This is a genomic window from Vibrio sp. 1457, from assembly GCF_033340195.1.
Taxonomy (GTDB): domain Bacteria; phylum Pseudomonadota; class Gammaproteobacteria; order Enterobacterales; family Vibrionaceae; genus Vibrio; species Vibrio alginolyticus.
On record NZ_JAWOWA010000005.1, the window covers coordinates 68,893 to 84,367 of the forward strand.

The 15,475-nt window shown below is 43.6% G+C and carries 15 protein-coding genes; 11 read left to right on the forward strand and 4 right to left on the reverse strand.

Annotated features, from left to right (window positions below; all coding sequences use genetic code 11):
* Positions 1-253 precede the first annotated feature (253 nt).
* From R7Z41_RS07100 to R7Z41_RS07120, 5 genes are all read left to right on the forward strand, one after another.
* Positions 254-1,351 carry an autoinducer 2-binding periplasmic protein LuxP gene (locus tag R7Z41_RS07100; RefSeq protein ID WP_005385634.1) on the forward strand — a complete coding sequence of 366 codons (1,098 nt, stop codon included), beginning with the start codon at positions 254-256 and terminating at the stop codon, positions 1,349-1,351.
* Complete coding sequence (luxQ, locus tag R7Z41_RS07105) at positions 1,351-3,927, forward strand: quorum-sensing autoinducer 2 sensor kinase/phosphatase LuxQ (RefSeq protein WP_158155831.1); 2,577 nt, start codon at positions 1,351-1,353, stop codon at positions 3,925-3,927. Before R7Z41_RS07100 ends, luxQ begins: the two co-directional genes overlap by 1 nt.
* 295 nt (positions 3,928-4,222) lie before the next feature.
* Complete coding sequence (gene slyA, locus R7Z41_RS07110; RefSeq protein WP_017635177.1) at positions 4,223-4,678, forward strand: transcriptional regulator SlyA; 456 nt, start codon at positions 4,223-4,225, stop codon at positions 4,676-4,678.
* A gap of 35 nt (positions 4,679-4,713) precedes the next feature.
* Positions 4,714-5,772 (forward strand): HlyD family secretion protein, encoded by a 1,059-nt coding sequence (locus tag R7Z41_RS07115; RefSeq protein ID WP_318136343.1) that lies wholly within the window; start codon positions 4,714-4,716, stop codon positions 5,770-5,772.
* 12 nt (positions 5,773-5,784) lie between these two features.
* On the forward strand, positions 5,785-6,822 hold the full coding sequence (locus tag R7Z41_RS07120) for a DUF2955 domain-containing protein (protein WP_017635179.1): 1,038 nt from the start codon (positions 5,785-5,787) through the stop codon (positions 6,820-6,822).
* Positions 6,823-6,824: 2 nt separating this feature from the next.
* On the opposite strand, the gene R7Z41_RS07125 is transcribed toward R7Z41_RS07120, so the two are convergent.
* Both R7Z41_RS07125 and R7Z41_RS07130 read right to left on the reverse strand, forming a co-directional pair.
* On the reverse strand, positions 6,825-7,487 hold the full coding sequence (locus tag R7Z41_RS07125; protein WP_225477476.1) for a flagellar brake protein: 663 nt from the start codon (positions 7,485-7,487) through the stop codon (positions 6,825-6,827).
* A gap of 95 nt (positions 7,488-7,582) precedes the next feature.
* Positions 7,583-8,509 carry a DMT family transporter gene (locus R7Z41_RS07130; protein ID WP_025767932.1) on the reverse strand — a complete coding sequence of 309 codons (927 nt, stop codon included), beginning with the start codon at positions 8,507-8,509 and terminating at the stop codon, positions 7,583-7,585.
* Positions 8,510-8,657: 148 nt separating this feature from the next.
* Between R7Z41_RS07130 and R7Z41_RS07135 the strand changes: the two genes are divergently transcribed.
* Together R7Z41_RS07135 and R7Z41_RS07140 are read left to right on the forward strand one after the other, a co-directional pair.
* The gene (locus tag R7Z41_RS07135; protein ID WP_005373581.1) at positions 8,658-9,113 is read left to right on the forward strand and encodes an Lrp/AsnC family transcriptional regulator; all 456 of its coding nucleotides are present in this window, start codon (positions 8,658-8,660) and stop codon (positions 9,111-9,113) included.
* 5 nt (positions 9,114-9,118) lie between these two features.
* The gene (locus tag R7Z41_RS07140; RefSeq protein ID WP_170893131.1) at positions 9,119-9,742 is read left to right on the forward strand and encodes a class I SAM-dependent methyltransferase; all 624 of its coding nucleotides are present in this window, start codon (positions 9,119-9,121) and stop codon (positions 9,740-9,742) included.
* 526 nt (positions 9,743-10,268) lie between these two features.
* Here the strand turns inward: R7Z41_RS07140 and R7Z41_RS07150 are convergent.
* Complete coding sequence (locus tag R7Z41_RS07150) at positions 10,269-10,817, reverse strand: ATPase (protein WP_169644408.1); 549 nt, start codon at positions 10,815-10,817, stop codon at positions 10,269-10,271.
* Between the two features lie 103 nt (positions 10,818-10,920).
* On the opposite strand from R7Z41_RS07150, the gene R7Z41_RS07155 reads away from it, so the two are divergent.
* The 4 genes from R7Z41_RS07155 (at position 10,921) to secF (ending at position 15,145) form a co-directional block, all read left to right on the forward strand.
* Positions 10,921-11,589, forward strand: a complete 669-nt coding sequence (locus R7Z41_RS07155; protein WP_005373574.1) for an SH3 domain-containing protein — start codon at positions 10,921-10,923, stop codon at positions 11,587-11,589.
* A 168-nt stretch (positions 11,590-11,757) separates the two neighbouring features.
* Positions 11,758-12,237, forward strand: a complete 480-nt coding sequence (locus R7Z41_RS07160) for a hypothetical protein (RefSeq protein WP_005373572.1) — start codon at positions 11,758-11,760, stop codon at positions 12,235-12,237.
* A 164-nt stretch (positions 12,238-12,401) separates the two neighbouring features.
* Positions 12,402-14,240 (forward strand): protein translocase subunit SecD, encoded by a 1,839-nt coding sequence (gene secD, locus R7Z41_RS07165; RefSeq protein WP_005373570.1) that lies wholly within the window; start codon positions 12,402-12,404, stop codon positions 14,238-14,240.
* Between the two features lie 2 nt (positions 14,241-14,242).
* Positions 14,243-15,145 (forward strand): protein translocase subunit SecF, encoded by a 903-nt coding sequence (gene secF / locus R7Z41_RS07170; RefSeq protein ID WP_054577769.1) that lies wholly within the window; start codon positions 14,243-14,245, stop codon positions 15,143-15,145.
* A gap of 58 nt (positions 15,146-15,203) precedes the next feature.
* On the opposite strand, the gene R7Z41_RS07175 is transcribed toward secF, so the two are convergent.
* Positions 15,204-15,470 carry a hypothetical protein gene (locus tag R7Z41_RS07175; protein ID WP_005373566.1) on the reverse strand — a complete coding sequence of 89 codons (267 nt, stop codon included), beginning with the start codon at positions 15,468-15,470 and terminating at the stop codon, positions 15,204-15,206.
* Positions 15,471-15,475: the final 5 nt, after the last annotated feature.

Consider the following 15,475-nt stretch of genomic DNA (forward strand, 5'->3'; position numbering starts at 1 on the left):
GTAGGAATAAACTGACGCATAATGGGCTGGTGTTCTGTTTACAGGTCCTGAGTATGAAAAGCGCGAAATGTCTCTACGTCATCGAGACAAAGGAAGCGACTCAATGTACTTTATTTGCATCCACTCAGACCAAGAACCAATTTACTATTGAAACAGGCACTAAGAGGAAGGTAGATTACAAGAGTATAGGATGACTCGGCTAGGTAATGAATAGAGCTGAATTAGGCTCATAAAAAAGCTAAAAGAGCAGTAGATGAAAAAAGCGTTAGTATTCTCCCTGATTTCAATGGCCGCTTTTGCGCCGAATGTGCAGGCCACCCAAGTTCTTAATGGGTATTGGGCATATCAAGAGTTTTTAGACCAGTTTCCACAACAGAAGCAGCTAACTAGTGCGTTGGCTGAAGTGGTAAGAGAAACCCCTGTACCCGTAGCAAAAGACAAGAAGCGTCCACTGAAAATTTCTGTTGTTTATCCAGGGCAGCAGATCTCTGATTATTGGATTCGAAACATCGATGCGTTTGAAAAACGCCTAGATAAGCTTGATATCGACTATCAACTAAATCAGGTGTTTACTCGTCCTAATGCAGATATAAAGCAGCAAAGTTTGTCTTTAATGGAGGCGCTGAAAAGCAACTCCGATTACTTGATCTTTACTCTAGATACCACAAGACATCGTAAGTTTGTTGAGCATGTCTTAGATTCAAAGAAAACCAAGTTAATTTTACAAAATATCACCACACCTGTTAGGGATTGGGAACATCATCAGCCGTTTCTTTATGTTGGTTTCGACCACGCAGAAGGAAGTCGTGAATTGGCCGTTGAGTTTGGCAAGCGTTTCCCTAAACATAGCCACTATAGTGTTCTCTACTTCTCAGAGGGCTACATTAGTGACATCAGAGGCAACACTTTTATTAACCAAGTGAACCGCGATAATCAATTTGAACTACAATCTGCTTACTACACCAAAGCAACAAAGCAATCTGGGTATGAAGCTGCAAAAGCCAGTTTGGAGAAGTATCCGGACGTTGACTTCATTTACGCGTGTTCTACCGATGTAGCATTAGGTGCTGTTGACGCTCTTAAAGAGTTAGGTCGTGATGATGTCATGATCAATGGTTGGGGCGGCGGTTCAGCAGAGTTAGAGGCGCTTTCTAAAGGGGAGTTAGACGTTACCGTTATGCGTATGAACGATGATACAGGTATTGCAATGGCTGAGGCCATTAAGTGGGATTTAGAAGGAAAGCCAGTTCCCACTGTTTACTCTGGTGATTTTGAAGTCGTTACCAAATCGGACTCTCCAGAAAGAATTGAAGCATTAAGAAAACGTGCATTTAGATACTCAGATAATTGATGACAACTACATCAAAAACAAGAAAGCGTCGCTCACTGTCGACGCTTATTACCAAAATAATTATTCTCGTACTTGCTCCGATCATTCTAGGCATCTTTGTTCAGAGTTATTACTTCTCGAAGCAGATTATTTGGCAGGAAGTCGACCGAACCAAGCAGCAGACCTCTGCCCTGATCCTGAACATTTTTGATAGCCATTTTGCAGCGATTCAGATTCATCACAACAGCAATTCGAAAAGTGATGTTGTATTGGATTTTTATACAGAACGTGATGAAGAGGCACTCAATTACTTTTTCATGAGTATTGACCAGAGTGATCCTTCCCATACACCGGAGTTTCGTTTCCTAACCGATCATCAAGGTATTATTTGGGACGATGGCAACGCGCATTTCTATGGCATCAACAACCTGATACTTAGCCGACTTGCCAGTCAAGTGACCTTTAGCAACAACTGGTATTATCTACCCTCACAGACCCCGATGGGAACTCGCCATCTTTTACTTCGTCGTGTACCCGTTTTACAACCTAAAACCGGTGAAGTGATGGGGTACTCTTACAATGTTGTTGTTTTAGATAATAACTTTGGGTTGATGGAAAGGTTAAAAAATGAAGGCAACGTCGACAATGTTGTGTTGGTCGCTAACAACACACCATTGGCAAGCTCATTAGTAGGAGATGAGGCTTATCAAATATTTGACGTACTCAAACGACGAGAGTCCCAGCACAAGCTTGACCAATTATTGATCATCAAAACCCCTATTGAGGTAAATGCCGCCGAGACTGACTTGTGCTTGCTTACTGTGCAAGACAATCAGAGCGTGGTGACATTGCAAATCCAACACCTGCTAGCAATGCTAGCCTCAGTTATCGGTATGGTTATGATTGCGCTAATGACTAAAGAATGGATCGAGAATCGAGTAGTTGAAGAGTTAGGATCCCTGATGGCATATACCCGCTCGGCTCGTGAAGAAAAAGGATTTGAGCGTTTTGAGGGGTCAGATATTGAGGAATTCGATCATATTGGTTCGACACTAGAAAACACTTTTGAAGAGCTTGAAGCACAAAAGCGGTCTTTCCGAGACCTGTTTAACTTTGCGTTATCACCTATTATGGTGTGGTCTGAATCGGGTGTACTTATCCAAATCAATCCGGCAGCACGCAAAGAGTTAGTCATGGAAAACGATATTGAAACCATGCACCCAGTGTTCAAAGGTTTCAAAGAAAAGTTGATGCCACACCTTCGCATGGCGGCTCAGGGAGCTACGTTGACAGGCGTTAATGTGCCAATTGGAGACAAAGTATATCGCTGGAACTTATCGCCGATTCGAGTTGATGGAGATATTAGCGGTATTATTGTTCAAGGTCAGGATATAACCACGCTAATTGAGGCGGAAAAACAGAGTAACTTGGCGCGCAAAGAAGCAGAGAAATCTGCTCAAGCCCGTGCCGACTTTCTGGCTAAAATGAGCCATGAGATCCGAACGCCAATCAATGGAATTTTAGGGGTTGCTCAATTGCTAAAAGACTCTGTGGAAACAGAAGAGCAGAATAACCAAATTGACGTACTTCGACATAGTGGTGAGCACTTACTTGCTGTTTTGAATGATATTTTGGACTTTTCGAAGATTGAGCAGGGTAAGTTTAATATCCAAAAGCACCCGTTTTCTTTCACTGATACAATTCGAACGTTAGAAAACATTTATCGTCCTATTTGTGAAAGTAAAGGCGTCAACCTTGTCATTGAAAACAAAATAGATCCCAATGTTGAAATCTTTACTGACCAAGTTCGTCTGAACCAAATTTTATTCAACCTAGTCAGTAACTCAGTAAAGTTTACGCCCTCGGGTAGCGTGCGCTTGCATGCTGAACTTGAGCAGTTCTATGGCGCTGACAATAGCGTGCTGGTCGTGGAAATTACGGATACAGGTATCGGCATCGAGTCTGACAAACTCGACCAAATGTTCGAACCTTTTGTTCAAGAAGAAGCAACAACGACTCGAGAATACGGCGGCAGTGGCTTAGGGCTGACCATTGTGAAGAGCCTCGTCGACATGCTGGAAGGTGATGTTCAAGTCCGCAGTCAGAAAGGCTTAGGAACGACTTTTGTCATTACAATGCCAGTGAAAGATCGTGAGCGAGTACTCACCCCTCTTGATTCGAGTTTGCGAGTTAAGCCAGGTGAACTATTTGCAGAGAGTCTCAAAGTGTTGTTGGTAGAGGATAACCATACTAACGCATTCATTCTAAAAGCGTTTTGTAACAAGTACAAAATGCAGGTTGATTGGGCGAAAGATGGGTTAGAAGCAATGGAATTCTTAAAAGATCATACTTACGATTTGATACTGATGGACAACCAACTTCCGCATCTTGGTGGAATTGAAACGACCAAAGAGATCCGACAAAAGCTAAAACTAGGCACGCCAATTTATGCGTGTACTGCTGACACCGCGAAAGAAACCAGTGACGCCTTTATGGAATCGGGTGCGAATTACGTGCTTCTCAAGCCGATTAAAGAAAATGCGCTCCATGAAGCATTTGTGGATTTTAAGCAGCGGTTCTTAGTTGAGCGAACATAAGGAATTGGCTCACTACGAGATAACCCAATTATTCATTATCTGAAAAGCACAACACCATGACAGTGGGTTGTGCTTTTTTGTATCTGACCCTTTTACTCTTATACAAATCAGACTTTATTGGTCTCGACGTTTGTTGTGTACATCGCTGCATTTCAAGTTCAAGCATAGTGTTGTGTTACTTAGATTTCTGCCCCTTCACTGACACACCCAACGTGATTTCAATCACAAAAAGATATTTACTTAGCGTGCTAACTATTTTATATTACTTAGCACGCTAAGTAATTGAGTAGATCTTATGATTCAAGACATCAACAGTTTGCGAGACCTTTCTCTGGCTGAAAAATTATCTCGTGTTGCTCGTTTGTGGAAAATGGTTGCAGATCGCGAGTTAGAGCCTTTAAACCTAACGTATCCGCGTTGGACTGCGTTATGGAAGCTTTATCGAATGGGTGACAACATCAGTCAGAAGCATTTGGCTGAAGCGCTTGAGATCGAGTTAGCGTCGTTGATGCGAACATTAAAATTATTAGAAGAGCAATCTCTGATCGTTCGCCATTGCTGTGAACACGATAAGCGAGCACGTATTGTTAGCCTCACAGAAGAGGGGAAAACCCTACTAAAGCAAATGGAGGCTCGAATTCTTCAAGTTCGAAGCAAGCTCCTAACGGACATCAACGACCAGGAGCTTCAGCAGCTTTCATTGATTCTTGATCAGATTGCTCACAATGCGCTTGATTCACTTAGCGAATAAGTCAGAAAACCGAATAAAAAGAGAAGTAAACGCCTATGACTCCAGATCAAAAATTCGCACGTTGGATCAAATATTCTTGCGTCGCGTTTGTCCTTGTCTTTGCCTATTTTCTAGTTGCAGATCTCGCCATGCCGTTGACGCCTCAGGCAATGGCAACGCGTGTGGTAACTAAAGTGGCCCCCCGTGTGAGTGGGCAGATTACGCATCTTTATGTTGCCAACAACCAAGAAATAAGCCAAGGCGATCTACTATTTCAGATTGATCCCCAGCCTTATCAGCTCGCCGTAGAAAAGGCTCAACTTAACCTTGAGCGTGTGATTCAAAACAACGAACAACTTGATGCTTCTATTGCTGCGGCAAAAGCAGACGTTGAAGCGAGCAAAATCGTGGCGGAACAAAAAGTTCGCGAAGCAAAACGTCTTAATACTCTGTTTCACCGTAATGGTACTTCGCAACAGCAGCGCGATGACGCACAGAGCAGTGCAACGGCAGCTAAAGCGAACTTACTGGCCGCACGTGCTCGTTTAAAAGAGTTGGAAGTAAACCGCGGTGATTTAGGCGCAACGAATGTGAATATCCGCGTGGCGCAAAACCAGCTAAAACAAGCGGAACTTAATCTGTCTTACACTCAAGTCTCGGCGGAACATGATGGCGTTGTCGCTAACTTGCAGCTGGAGACGGGGGCCTATGCGGCAGCTGGTACACCTCTTGTCGCTTTAGTCTCCGATGACGTGGATATCATTGCCGACTTTCGTGAAAAGAGTTTAGGACACTTTAATCAGAACAGCCGTGCGTTAGTGGCTTTTGATAGCTTACCTGGTGATGTATTTGAAGCTCGTATTACGAGTGTGGATGCCGGGGTCAGCTCGGGTCAATTCGATGCGGATGGTCGCTTAGCAACACCAACTGACTCAAACCGTTGGGTGAGAGACGCGCAGCGCTTACGTTTACATTTAGCTATCGATGAACCTCAGCAGCGCGCATTTCCAGCAGGGGCACGAGCAACCGTGCAGTTGTTGCCAGAAAACTCATTATCTGGTTGGTTAGCGAGGTGCCAGATCCAATTCTTGAGTCTTCTTCATTATATTTATTAACGAGGAGGCGATATGAAGTTATGGGACCACCCCATGTCGGAAAACGACTTCCGTCAGTGTTTGCGCATTGCAACTGGTGCGACCATTGGTTTCACTTTATGTAAAGTATTTGGTTGGAACTATGGCGTATTCTTTACTGTAACCCCGATGCTGTTACTTGGAATGGTGCCAGTCATGAGTCTACATGCCGCACGACAACTGATTTTTTCAGCGGTTGTGTGTGGATTAGAAGTTGGTGTGCTTGGTGGGTTATTTGGTGGGCACCCAGGCATGATGACAATCATTGCATTCGGGTTGTTCCTGTATAAATTCGCCTGTATGTCAAAAGGGAGCTTATTCTTATTTGGAGCGAACAGCGTACTGAGCTTAAGCATCATGCTGCACTTTGCGAGTTATCCAACCACTGACTTAAATGACCTAATCTTTAGCAATCTGCAAGCGAATGTTATTTCAGTGATCGTTGCTTATGTGGTGACATTTTTGATTCCCGATGCGGAACCTCGTCAGCCACCAGCGAAACCGTCGCAGCCTAAACAGAGTCATCGCATGCGTCATGAAGCCCTTATGGGGGCGAGTATCGCTACAATGTCTTTCCTTGTATTCCAGCTATTTGACCTCAGTGACTCTATGTCTGCTCAGGCGACAACCTTACTTTTATTGTTTCCTATGCATTGGAACGGTGCTTTAGGGTATGCGCGAAAAAGAGCAATGGGGACCTTGATGGGGGTGACCTTTGGTATTGTAGGACAACTTGTATTATACGATTGGTCGGATACCTTATTGTTTATCGTTCCATTGCTTTGGATTGGGGCTATGATGTTCAGTTATATGCACGTGAAAGAGTCTAGCGGTTCGGGAGCCGGATTTGGCGGCTTAACCACGTTAGGTATTCTTTTCGGCCAATACCTTACTCCGGATGGTGACTTAATGTTCAGTGCGCTGTATCGCGTGAGCAGTATTTTGTTTGCTATTGTTGCGACGCTGCTTGTGACCTATACGGTTCACAGAATACTCAACAGCTTTGAGGCGACGCGCTTTAGCGAGCAGTAAGTTCAGACGTTACTGGTTAGAAAGGATTGCTCCAGTAACTCTGTTTTTAGTTCGTGAGTCATCTCAATGGAACTAGCAAACTTAATTCCAACTACCCATCCCTTCACCAATTTCTTAATGTTGGCAATGACACATCGATTTTCTTCTCCGATATAGTGGCTTAACGGGCATTCGATGGTAACACTCTCACCCACGTTGAATTCGGGCTCAATCAAGGTTGATATACCAACACCTGCTAGAGAGAAATCGATAAGGCTACCGTCGTAGACATTCCCTGCATGAATAACGTTACAGTCCATTTGCAACTTGTAACGCTCATGTTCCCGAACTGGTTTGGTTGCAAATGTTCCTGGAATGCGGATAAACAAAAGGGGGGATGGTCGAACGGTCGTCGTCAGCACGCTGGACTTAAACGCAATGACATGGCCTAACTCCGTATCTGATACACCACGCACGATGACATCGGCGTTGGGGAGTTTTCTCATCACTTGCTCTTCAAGCAAACGCATTGGTATATCAAGAATCAAATAAGCATTTTCTTTCATCCCCAGATAGGTGGTGGAATACGTATATTGATCCTTAGGCCCAAATTCGAAATTAGTAGAAAGCTTCATTCCCGGTTTGAGAAACCTATGCAGTTCATCTTTACTATGAGTGGCTGGCATCACATTGGCGTTTTAATTTTTTAGTTAAGCTGAGGCTATCAAAACGCCATTTTGTTATTCAAGATAGTAAGGCATAAGTTTTTGTAAAATCATCGCTATCTGTGAAGTGGTGGGCGATAAGTTTGGTTCATTCCATCTTTCATAAAGATTTGGCTTGCCACAATACTGCCGCATGTGACCAACATCAGCGCTAACCAAGTGAGAGAATCTGGTTGTTCACCAAAAATTGGAACGGCAAGAAGTGTCGCGACGACTGGAGTTAATGAACCAAAAGCAGCGCTGGCTTCGGCACCGATGATCCTAATTGCATAAATGAAAGTGAAAGAAGCGATTAAACCTGCGCCAACACCTTGTAGCATCGCGTGGCCAAATAACTCCTCCCATGGCCACTGGCTGAACGGTGTTACCACCAAATAACTGTCTACCCACCCGAAACCAACGGCGATGATGAGCAGAGCCAAAGACGCGATTGCAACGAATCCTGCACAGACGTGTGCATTAAGATTGGCGACACGAGCGCTGATGGTGAAAGCAGCCCACATGATGCTGCCAGTTAGAAACAGGATATGCCCTTGTAATTGAGACCAGTTGTACTCTGCGCCGCTATTAGAAAGAAGGAATACGAAAATCCCTAACAGCACCGTAGAAAGCCCGATTAAGCGGTGAGCACTCAGCGACTGTTGATAACAAAGTACCGCGATAGCAGAAACAAACAATGGCAAAGTGCCAGGTACTAATGCACTGCCGTGCGCCACGGGAGCGAAATGCATAGCCGTTCCGACGACCAGAAGATAGGGAAGGCCGCTTCCAACCACAACACCAACCAGGTAGCGTTTAGGCACTACGCGCAGCGACTGTTTATGCTTAATCACAAATGGTAATAAAATTATACTTGGGATTAGAAAGCGAACTAACGCGATATCGGCTGGCTGCAAGGCAGAAATTGCGCCCCCTTTTAAAGAAATAAAGAAACCAGACCAAAGCAGTAAGGTCGTTAATATAGCTGCGTATCCCAAGATCATTATCGACATGTCCATTTGTAAATGATGTGTTAATTGTTGAATAAAACTCTTGCCAAAGGGAGGCAAAGTTTGACGTAATTAGGCTTGATGTTGGTGATAAATTGCGTATAAGTGTTAATTGTTGGTGATTAAAGGCACGGAAGAATAAATGGATAAAATTGACAGGCAACTTATCAACCTAATGCAGAAGGATGCCACTCTGACAACGGCAGAACTTGCTGACCAAGTAGGGCTATCGGCATCACCTTGTGCAAGACGCATTAAGCGTTTGGAGCAGGAAGGTGTAATAAGTGGTTATCGAGCTATTGTGTCCAGAGACACTGTAGGCATCGCGATGACTGTATTTGTTGAAGTGAGTTTAAATAACCACCAAGCTTCTTCGATTGATGAGTTTGAACATGCCGTTGTTGAGATGGATGAAGTGATCTCATGCCATGTCGTATCAGGGGCCTATGATTACCTGTTAGAGGTGGTCAGTAAAGATCTCGCTGGTTATGAAACATTTACTAGAAAGTTACAGCGATTAGAAAATGTGAAAGATATTCATACCCACCTGGCGATTAGACAAGTGAAAGGAAATGGCAGTTTACCGATTTATGCATAAGAAAGATGAAATTTTTCGATAGACTTAAGATTGCCCACTATCATCGAAAGCGATATAGACAGTTTGGTAAAGACAGAGCCCGAACTCTGGGATGGGCAGATAAGTATAGTCAGATCAGCCGTTTTGAGGCGTTGTGCCGAGGGTTAACGTTAGACGGTTCAAGTATTTTAGATATTGGGTGCGGCTACGGAGACTTGTTAGCGTTTATCGAACTTACGGGGGGGCTTCCTCAAAGCTATATTGGCATTGATCAGCAAAAACAGTTTATCTCTGAAGCCAGAAAACGAGATTTTCGTACGCAAAGTAAGTTTATATGTGGCGACTTTTCAACGTTGGTATTGCCTCGTTGCGACTTTGTTTTTGCTTCCGGATCATTGAACTATCAATCCACCAACCCAAATCATACCATTGAAATGATTGATAAAATGTACCGAGCGACAGAGAAAGGTTGTGTGTTTAACTTGTTGGATGAATCCAAACTACCCAGCATGAAAATGTTAGCGTCGCACAATAAAGAAGGTGTCTTTCGCTATTGTCGGTTGCTGTGTCCGAATACACGATTGATTGAGGGGTACTCCGAGCACGACTTTACGATTGCCATGATCAAAAAAGAGGAGTCCGTTTCCTGACTCCGCCTTATAAATTCTTAAGCCTTATTGGTTTTTGTATTGTGAGATTTCACAGTTACCTGTGTATCTATCAACCTTGAATGAGAAAGCGGCTGAATGGTATTCCCTCCCATCACTCCATATTGTTTCTCCGAAGATTTTACAAAGATCCAAATCACTGATTGAACCGAACTCTTTTACGTGCCTAACTACTGACAAAAACTTGGCTTTGGTAGCATTAGGACATTCCCTGTTACTTAATCGATTGATAACCATGTTTGTAGCATCATCTCCAGCCAAATGTGACTTTTTATTAAATTTTATTAATGGCTAAACTAACCAAAAAATGTCCATAAGTAAAGCATTAACGTGACGTATGTCTCTATAAATTGATTGTCTTGGTCATGGTTTAGTCAAGTTTGTCAAAGGGAACAATCCCATTATTTACATTTGATATTATTCACGACTAAGGAAAGATAAAAAGCACGAATAACGTCCAATATTGGAGTGAAAAACCAACATCGTCTATTCAAAACTGGCTCTGTTTTTACTTCGAAACATCTTGAGCGTATTGGAGTGCTCGAGCTTCTTTATCATAGACTTGTGACAGAGTTTGATATTGTGAAGAGAGGCTCTTGTAATCTTCAGCAAGTTCCAAAGCGTTGGTGTTATACCATTCCGCGGTTATTTGATTGGCTATTTTGTTTGACTCGCGGCACTTTTGGGCCAGTATCTCCCACCCATTTGCTGACCATTGGGATTGTGTGCTCAATTTAAGCAGCTGATTCGCTTTAGTTGTGAGCTCTTCTTTGTATTGAATCGATGCTTTTAATTGCGCTTTGAACACATTTTGGTTCGACTTGGCACGCCAAAGTAGCACGAGCTCATGCAGTGAAAAGGTTTCGGACAATAACTGACGCTGTTTATGTTCGGTTAAAAGTGTATTGAATACCTCAACATGCTGATTGTAATTGGACTCTAAACGATTGAATTGGGTAAGATTGTCATTCCACGACGATGGGTTACATTGAATATTGGCGTGCCCCGTTATCGGGAACAGAAGAAATAGTAGTATCCAATTGAGTCTGTTGATCATTATTGCTCGCGTTAGTTGACCTGCTCTTTTGAGTATATACCCAAATTTCTACGACATGCGTGCTGCTAGTGGGATAAGAATAAAGAATGAAAAGGAAAAGGGCATGAAGAAAATTCTCGTCGCATTGATTGTCATGCTGTTGCTCGGCGGAGCGGGGGCTGGATACTATTTCTTCTTTATGCAGAAAGATGAACCTGAAGCACCAAAGGCTACACAAGTCGAGCAATCGTCACTGCAAAAAGAAACATCCAAACCGATTCTGGATTTAGAAGCCGCTCCCCCGGAAGTTACCGAGTACTACGTTATTGAGCGTCGTGTCAATGTTTACAACAAGCCTAACCTTAATGCTTTAGTTGTCGATACGCTCTATAAGGGAGAAAAAGTATCGGTGTTAGAAAAAGTAGATGGGTGGTACCGAATCTCCGGCTATCTTGTCTATGAAGAGGGTGGAGAAGAAAAAGCCGAATGGTTGAATGCTGAAGGGTTATCGGATGCAGAGCCAGTTATTAAAGAGCAAGAGCGCTTAGAGATATTGGATGAATACCTACAGAAGTCGGATGATTTAAAAGTTCACTTGGATATTTTCCGTAAGAAAACACAGCAATTGTTAGACGATGAAACCTGTGATCCGAGTGATTTTGAGGAGCTCGGGGGTTGGGTGCGTTCTGTGACGTTCAAAAAGCGCAACGTTTACTTCATCTATTGTGGCGGTTTGGAGCAAGAGAATAAGATCTACTTAGATGTTGATAAGGGCGATATTTTTTATCGATAACTCACCACCAATTACACTCGTTCTCTAAAGACGTTTTGATAAATGCAATAACGATGCAAACCTGAAATCAGAGATTTATAACTTTTTAGTTGTGAACCATAATCAATAGGAATACTATCAACGAGTCAAGTGACCTAACTTGGCTCTTTGTGTTTTTAGTGAGTTCCTATGCCTTGGATTTACCTTAGAAAGTTGATTTTGCTGCTATTTGCAATGGTATTGCTACCAGTGCATGTATCTGCTGCGCAAATCGACCACAAGGCTCACGTACCGCACTTTTCTAAGCTACAACCTTTTGTAGCCGTAAGTGTATCGCCAAACTCTTCCGTCGATTTTTCTGAAGTTTCAGAAGAAAGCTCTCAATCTCCAGTATCTGAAGGCCATGCAAGTCTCGATTCCGTTGCTTTGTTTAACTCTCAGCGCTGGACGTCTTACTTACGGGAAGGGCTTGATGACGAGCACGTAGATTTTGTCGGCGATCTCACTACTCCGTTTTACGCTGATGCGGGTTACGCATACAGCTTGATGGACATTAACTGGCGTCACAACCAGTCCACATTTTATCATTTCACAAGCGATCATCGCATTTCTGGTTGGAAAGAGACCAATGCCATGTACGTCGCACTCAATAGTCAGTTTTCTGCCTAAACACCATCTATTTGCACCATTGTGCACTCTTAGCACGACGATTGTATTCGACAGGACGTGAGCGTTCTGAGCATTTCATACCCTGAATTTATTCTGGGAGCATCTGTCGTGTGTTAAGCCTTGTTATTAAAAGCTTCACTTCATTGTGAAGGGATGATGTTTACATGAAAAAAACACCAAAGCAGCAAAAGAACAGAAAGCTGATGAATCACTACTCAGCTTGGAAATATGTCGTATTAATCACGACAGTCATTATTTTAACCCTAAGTGCTATACCAACTTGGTTTGGTGAACAGCCTTCTATCCAGTTGACGTTTGCGGATCAAAACAACAGCGAAATGTCGGTTGTTCATCTGAATCAACTGCTAAAAACCAACCATATTTCAGCCGACAAAATCATCGAAAAAGACGGCAAAACAACCATTGTATTCGATGGTGAAGATGCGCAAAGTAAAGCTCGTGCGTTGTTAAACAAAGAGCTAAATAAAGACGACAGCATCACTTTCTCATACGTATCGGTTGCGCCAGAATGGTTGAATGAGATGGGCTTTAGCCCAATTAAGCTCGGTCTTGACCTTCGTGGTGGCGTTCAGTTCTTGTTGAATGTTGATGTGAATAAAGCGTTTGAAGAACAACGTGATGCATTGATTGATGAAATCAAAGCGAACCTACGTGATCAACGTGTTCGTGGTGTGCAAGTTCGAGCAGAAAGCGGCAACCGAATTACGGTAAACAGTGACAGCGAGCAAGCATTGTCGGAAGTGAACAAGTTCTTGCGTCAAAATTACCCGGGCTGGATTTCAAAAAGTTCATCTCGTGGCTTTGTGCTTGAACCGAGTGAACAAAATATCCAAGAATTTCAATCGTCGACTCTTCAACAAAACCTGAAGATCATGCGTGGTCGTATTGAAGAACTTGGTATCACAGAAGCACTAGTGCAACGCCAAGGTAAAGAGAGCATTCGAATTGAACTCCCTGGTGTACAAGATCCTGCTCAAGCGAAAAACGTTATTGGTGCAACAGCAAGCTTGGCGTTTTATGAAGTGAAAGATGCGAGCCAAGCACACAGCAGCCAAGATCTTGTTCTTCAAGACAATGACGGTCGTACGGTGATTTTGGCAAAACGACCAGTTCTAACGGGCGAGCACATCGTGAACGCTCGTGCTGGTGTCGACAAAATGGGCATGTCAGAGGTAAATATTTCTCTTGACCACGCTGGTGGTAAGAAAATGAGTGACTTCTCAGCAACTCACATCGGCAAGCCAATGGCGACCGTTTACCGAGAGTACAAAACAAACGATCGCGGTGTAACTGAGCGTAGTGAGCGCGTTATCAGCGTCGCAACTATTCAATCTCAGCTTGGTAGCCAGTTCCGTATTACTGGTGCAGGTAGCATGGACGATGCACAGCAGTTAGCGCTATTACTTCGAGCGGGTTCACTAACTGCGCCGGTTACTATTGTGGAAGAGCGAACAATCGGTGCTTCTCTGGGTGCAGAAAACATTGAAAACGGTTTTGCAGCACTGGCTTTAGGTATGGGTTTAACACTGACCTTTATGGCACTTTGGTACCGCCGCTTAGGTTGGGTAGCAAACGTGGCGCTTTGTGCCAACATGCTTTGTTTGCTTGGCTTAATCGCCTTGTTACCAGGAGCGGTTCTAACGCTTCCGGGTATTGCCGGTTTAGTGTTAACCGTCGGTATGGCAGTGGACACCAACGTTATTATTTTCGAACGTATTAAGGACAAAATGCGTGAAGGTCGCAGCTTCGCTCAAGCGATTGACCTTGGCTTTGACAGCGCATTCTCGACCATCCTTGATGCCAACATTACTACCATGATCACCGCCGTGATTTTGTACGCCATCGGTAATGGCCCAATCCAAGGCTTTGCCTTAACACTCGGATTAGGTTTGTTAACCAGTATGTTTACAGGCGTATTTGCCTCTCGAGCAATGATCAATTTAATTTGGGGCCGCGATGCCCGTCGTGATGTGAGGGTTTAATCATGGTCGAAATGCTAAAACAAAATATTCGTAAAATTCGCTACTTTACTACGCTAGTTTCCATCATTTTAACGGTGATCGCGATCGTCGCTCTAGGCTTTAAAGGGTTGAACCTAGGTTTGGACTTCACTGGCGGTATGGTGACAGAAGTAAAGGTAGATAAGCAGCTAACTAACCATGATCTGCTTGACGTTCTGCAACCAAAGCTTGGTGAATCTGCGTCAGTGACACGCTCTGGTGAAGATGGCCGTTGGGTGATTCGTTACTCTGCGCCGGAAGATGGACAAACGTTGCCAAGTGTAGAAGAGGTGTTGAAGCCAATCTCTCACCAAGTTGATGTTGTCAGCAACAGTATAGTTGGCGCTCAAGTTGGCCAAGACTTGTTTGAACAAGGTGGCTTAGCATTGTTGATTTGTGTGTTGAGTATTCTCGGTTACTTGTGTTTCCGTTTTGAGTGGCGTTTGGCCAGTGGTTCACTGTTTGCTTTGGCCCATGATGTGATCTTAGTGCTTGGTTTTTTTGCAGTTACTCAAATGGAGTTCAACTTAACCGTTTTTGCAGCGGTGTTAGCAATTTTAGGTTACTCATTGAATGACTCTATCATCATTGCAGACCGAATCCGTGAGCTGTTGATTGCGAAACAGAGTTGGAAAACAGAAGACATCAATGACCAAGCTGTTATCGCGACGTTTTCACGCACTATGGTGACATCTGGTACGACATTGATCACTGTTGGTGCATTATGGATTATGGGAGGAGCGCCTTTGGCTGGTTTCTCAACCGCCATGTTTATTGGCGTTCTGTCGGGGACATGGTCTTCGATTTCGATTGGTACTGTGCTGCCTGAGTGGTTGAAACTGGAGCCGAAACATTATCTTCCAGTTGAGATCGACGCTGCGCCGTAGTATTATTTTTAAGGTAAAAGTGCTTGCGCCACTCATCTTGAGTGGCGCTTTTTTGTGCTTATTTCACGCGCATCAAGCGATGTTTCACAAGTCCCAAATCGAACTCTAAGACTTGTGAGCGCTTCATTGCTTCGACTTTATTCAACATTGGCTCTTGGTAGCCTTTCTTCTTCATCCACTGAAGAGGTACAGAGAAAGCATCTTCATTAACGACATAAGACTCGCCTTTATGCTCACCGCTATAGACGTTCACAACCCAAACTCGGGCTTGAAAGTCCAATACTTCACCCATGACTTTAGCGATTTTATTCAGAATATTTTTCATTGTTT

Bases quoted from the DNA above. Each gene is read 5' to 3' on its own strand.
- R7Z41_RS07120 (WP_017635179.1), top strand. From the start codon at position 5,785: ATGAAGTTATGGGACCACCCCATGTCGGAAAACGACTTCCGTCAGTGT.
- secF (WP_054577769.1), top strand. From the start codon at position 14,243: ATGGTCGAAATGCTAAAACAAAATATTCGTAAAATTCGCTACTTTACT.
- R7Z41_RS07175 (WP_005373566.1), bottom strand. From the start codon at position 15,470: ATGAAAAATATTCTGAATAAAATCGCTAAAGTCATGGGTGAAGTATTG.
- R7Z41_RS07160 (WP_005373572.1), top strand. From the start codon at position 11,758: ATGCCTTGGATTTACCTTAGAAAGTTGATTTTGCTGCTATTTGCAATG.
- R7Z41_RS07130 (WP_025767932.1), bottom strand. From the start codon at position 8,509: ATGATCTTGGGATACGCAGCTATATTAACGACCTTACTGCTTTGGTCT.
- R7Z41_RS07100 (WP_005385634.1), top strand. From the start codon at position 254: ATGAAAAAAGCGTTAGTATTCTCCCTGATTTCAATGGCCGCTTTTGCG.
- secD (WP_005373570.1), top strand. From the start codon at position 12,402: ATGAAAAAAACACCAAAGCAGCAAAAGAACAGAAAGCTGATGAATCAC.
- R7Z41_RS07150 (WP_169644408.1), bottom strand. From the start codon at position 10,817: ATGATCAACAGACTCAATTGGATACTACTATTTCTTCTGTTCCCGATA.
- R7Z41_RS07135 (WP_005373581.1), top strand. From the start codon at position 8,658: ATGGATAAAATTGACAGGCAACTTATCAACCTAATGCAGAAGGATGCC.
- R7Z41_RS07155 (WP_005373574.1), top strand. From the start codon at position 10,921: ATGAAGAAAATTCTCGTCGCATTGATTGTCATGCTGTTGCTCGGCGGA.
- luxQ (WP_158155831.1), top strand. From the start codon at position 1,351: ATGACAACTACATCAAAAACAAGAAAGCGTCGCTCACTGTCGACGCTT.
- R7Z41_RS07125 (WP_225477476.1), bottom strand. From the start codon at position 7,487: ATGCCAGCCACTCATAGTAAAGATGAACTGCATAGGTTTCTCAAACCG.
- R7Z41_RS07140 (WP_170893131.1), top strand. From the start codon at position 9,119: ATGAAATTTTTCGATAGACTTAAGATTGCCCACTATCATCGAAAGCGA.
- R7Z41_RS07115 (WP_318136343.1), top strand. From the start codon at position 4,714: ATGACTCCAGATCAAAAATTCGCACGTTGGATCAAATATTCTTGCGTC.
- slyA (WP_017635177.1), top strand. From the start codon at position 4,223: ATGATTCAAGACATCAACAGTTTGCGAGACCTTTCTCTGGCTGAAAAA.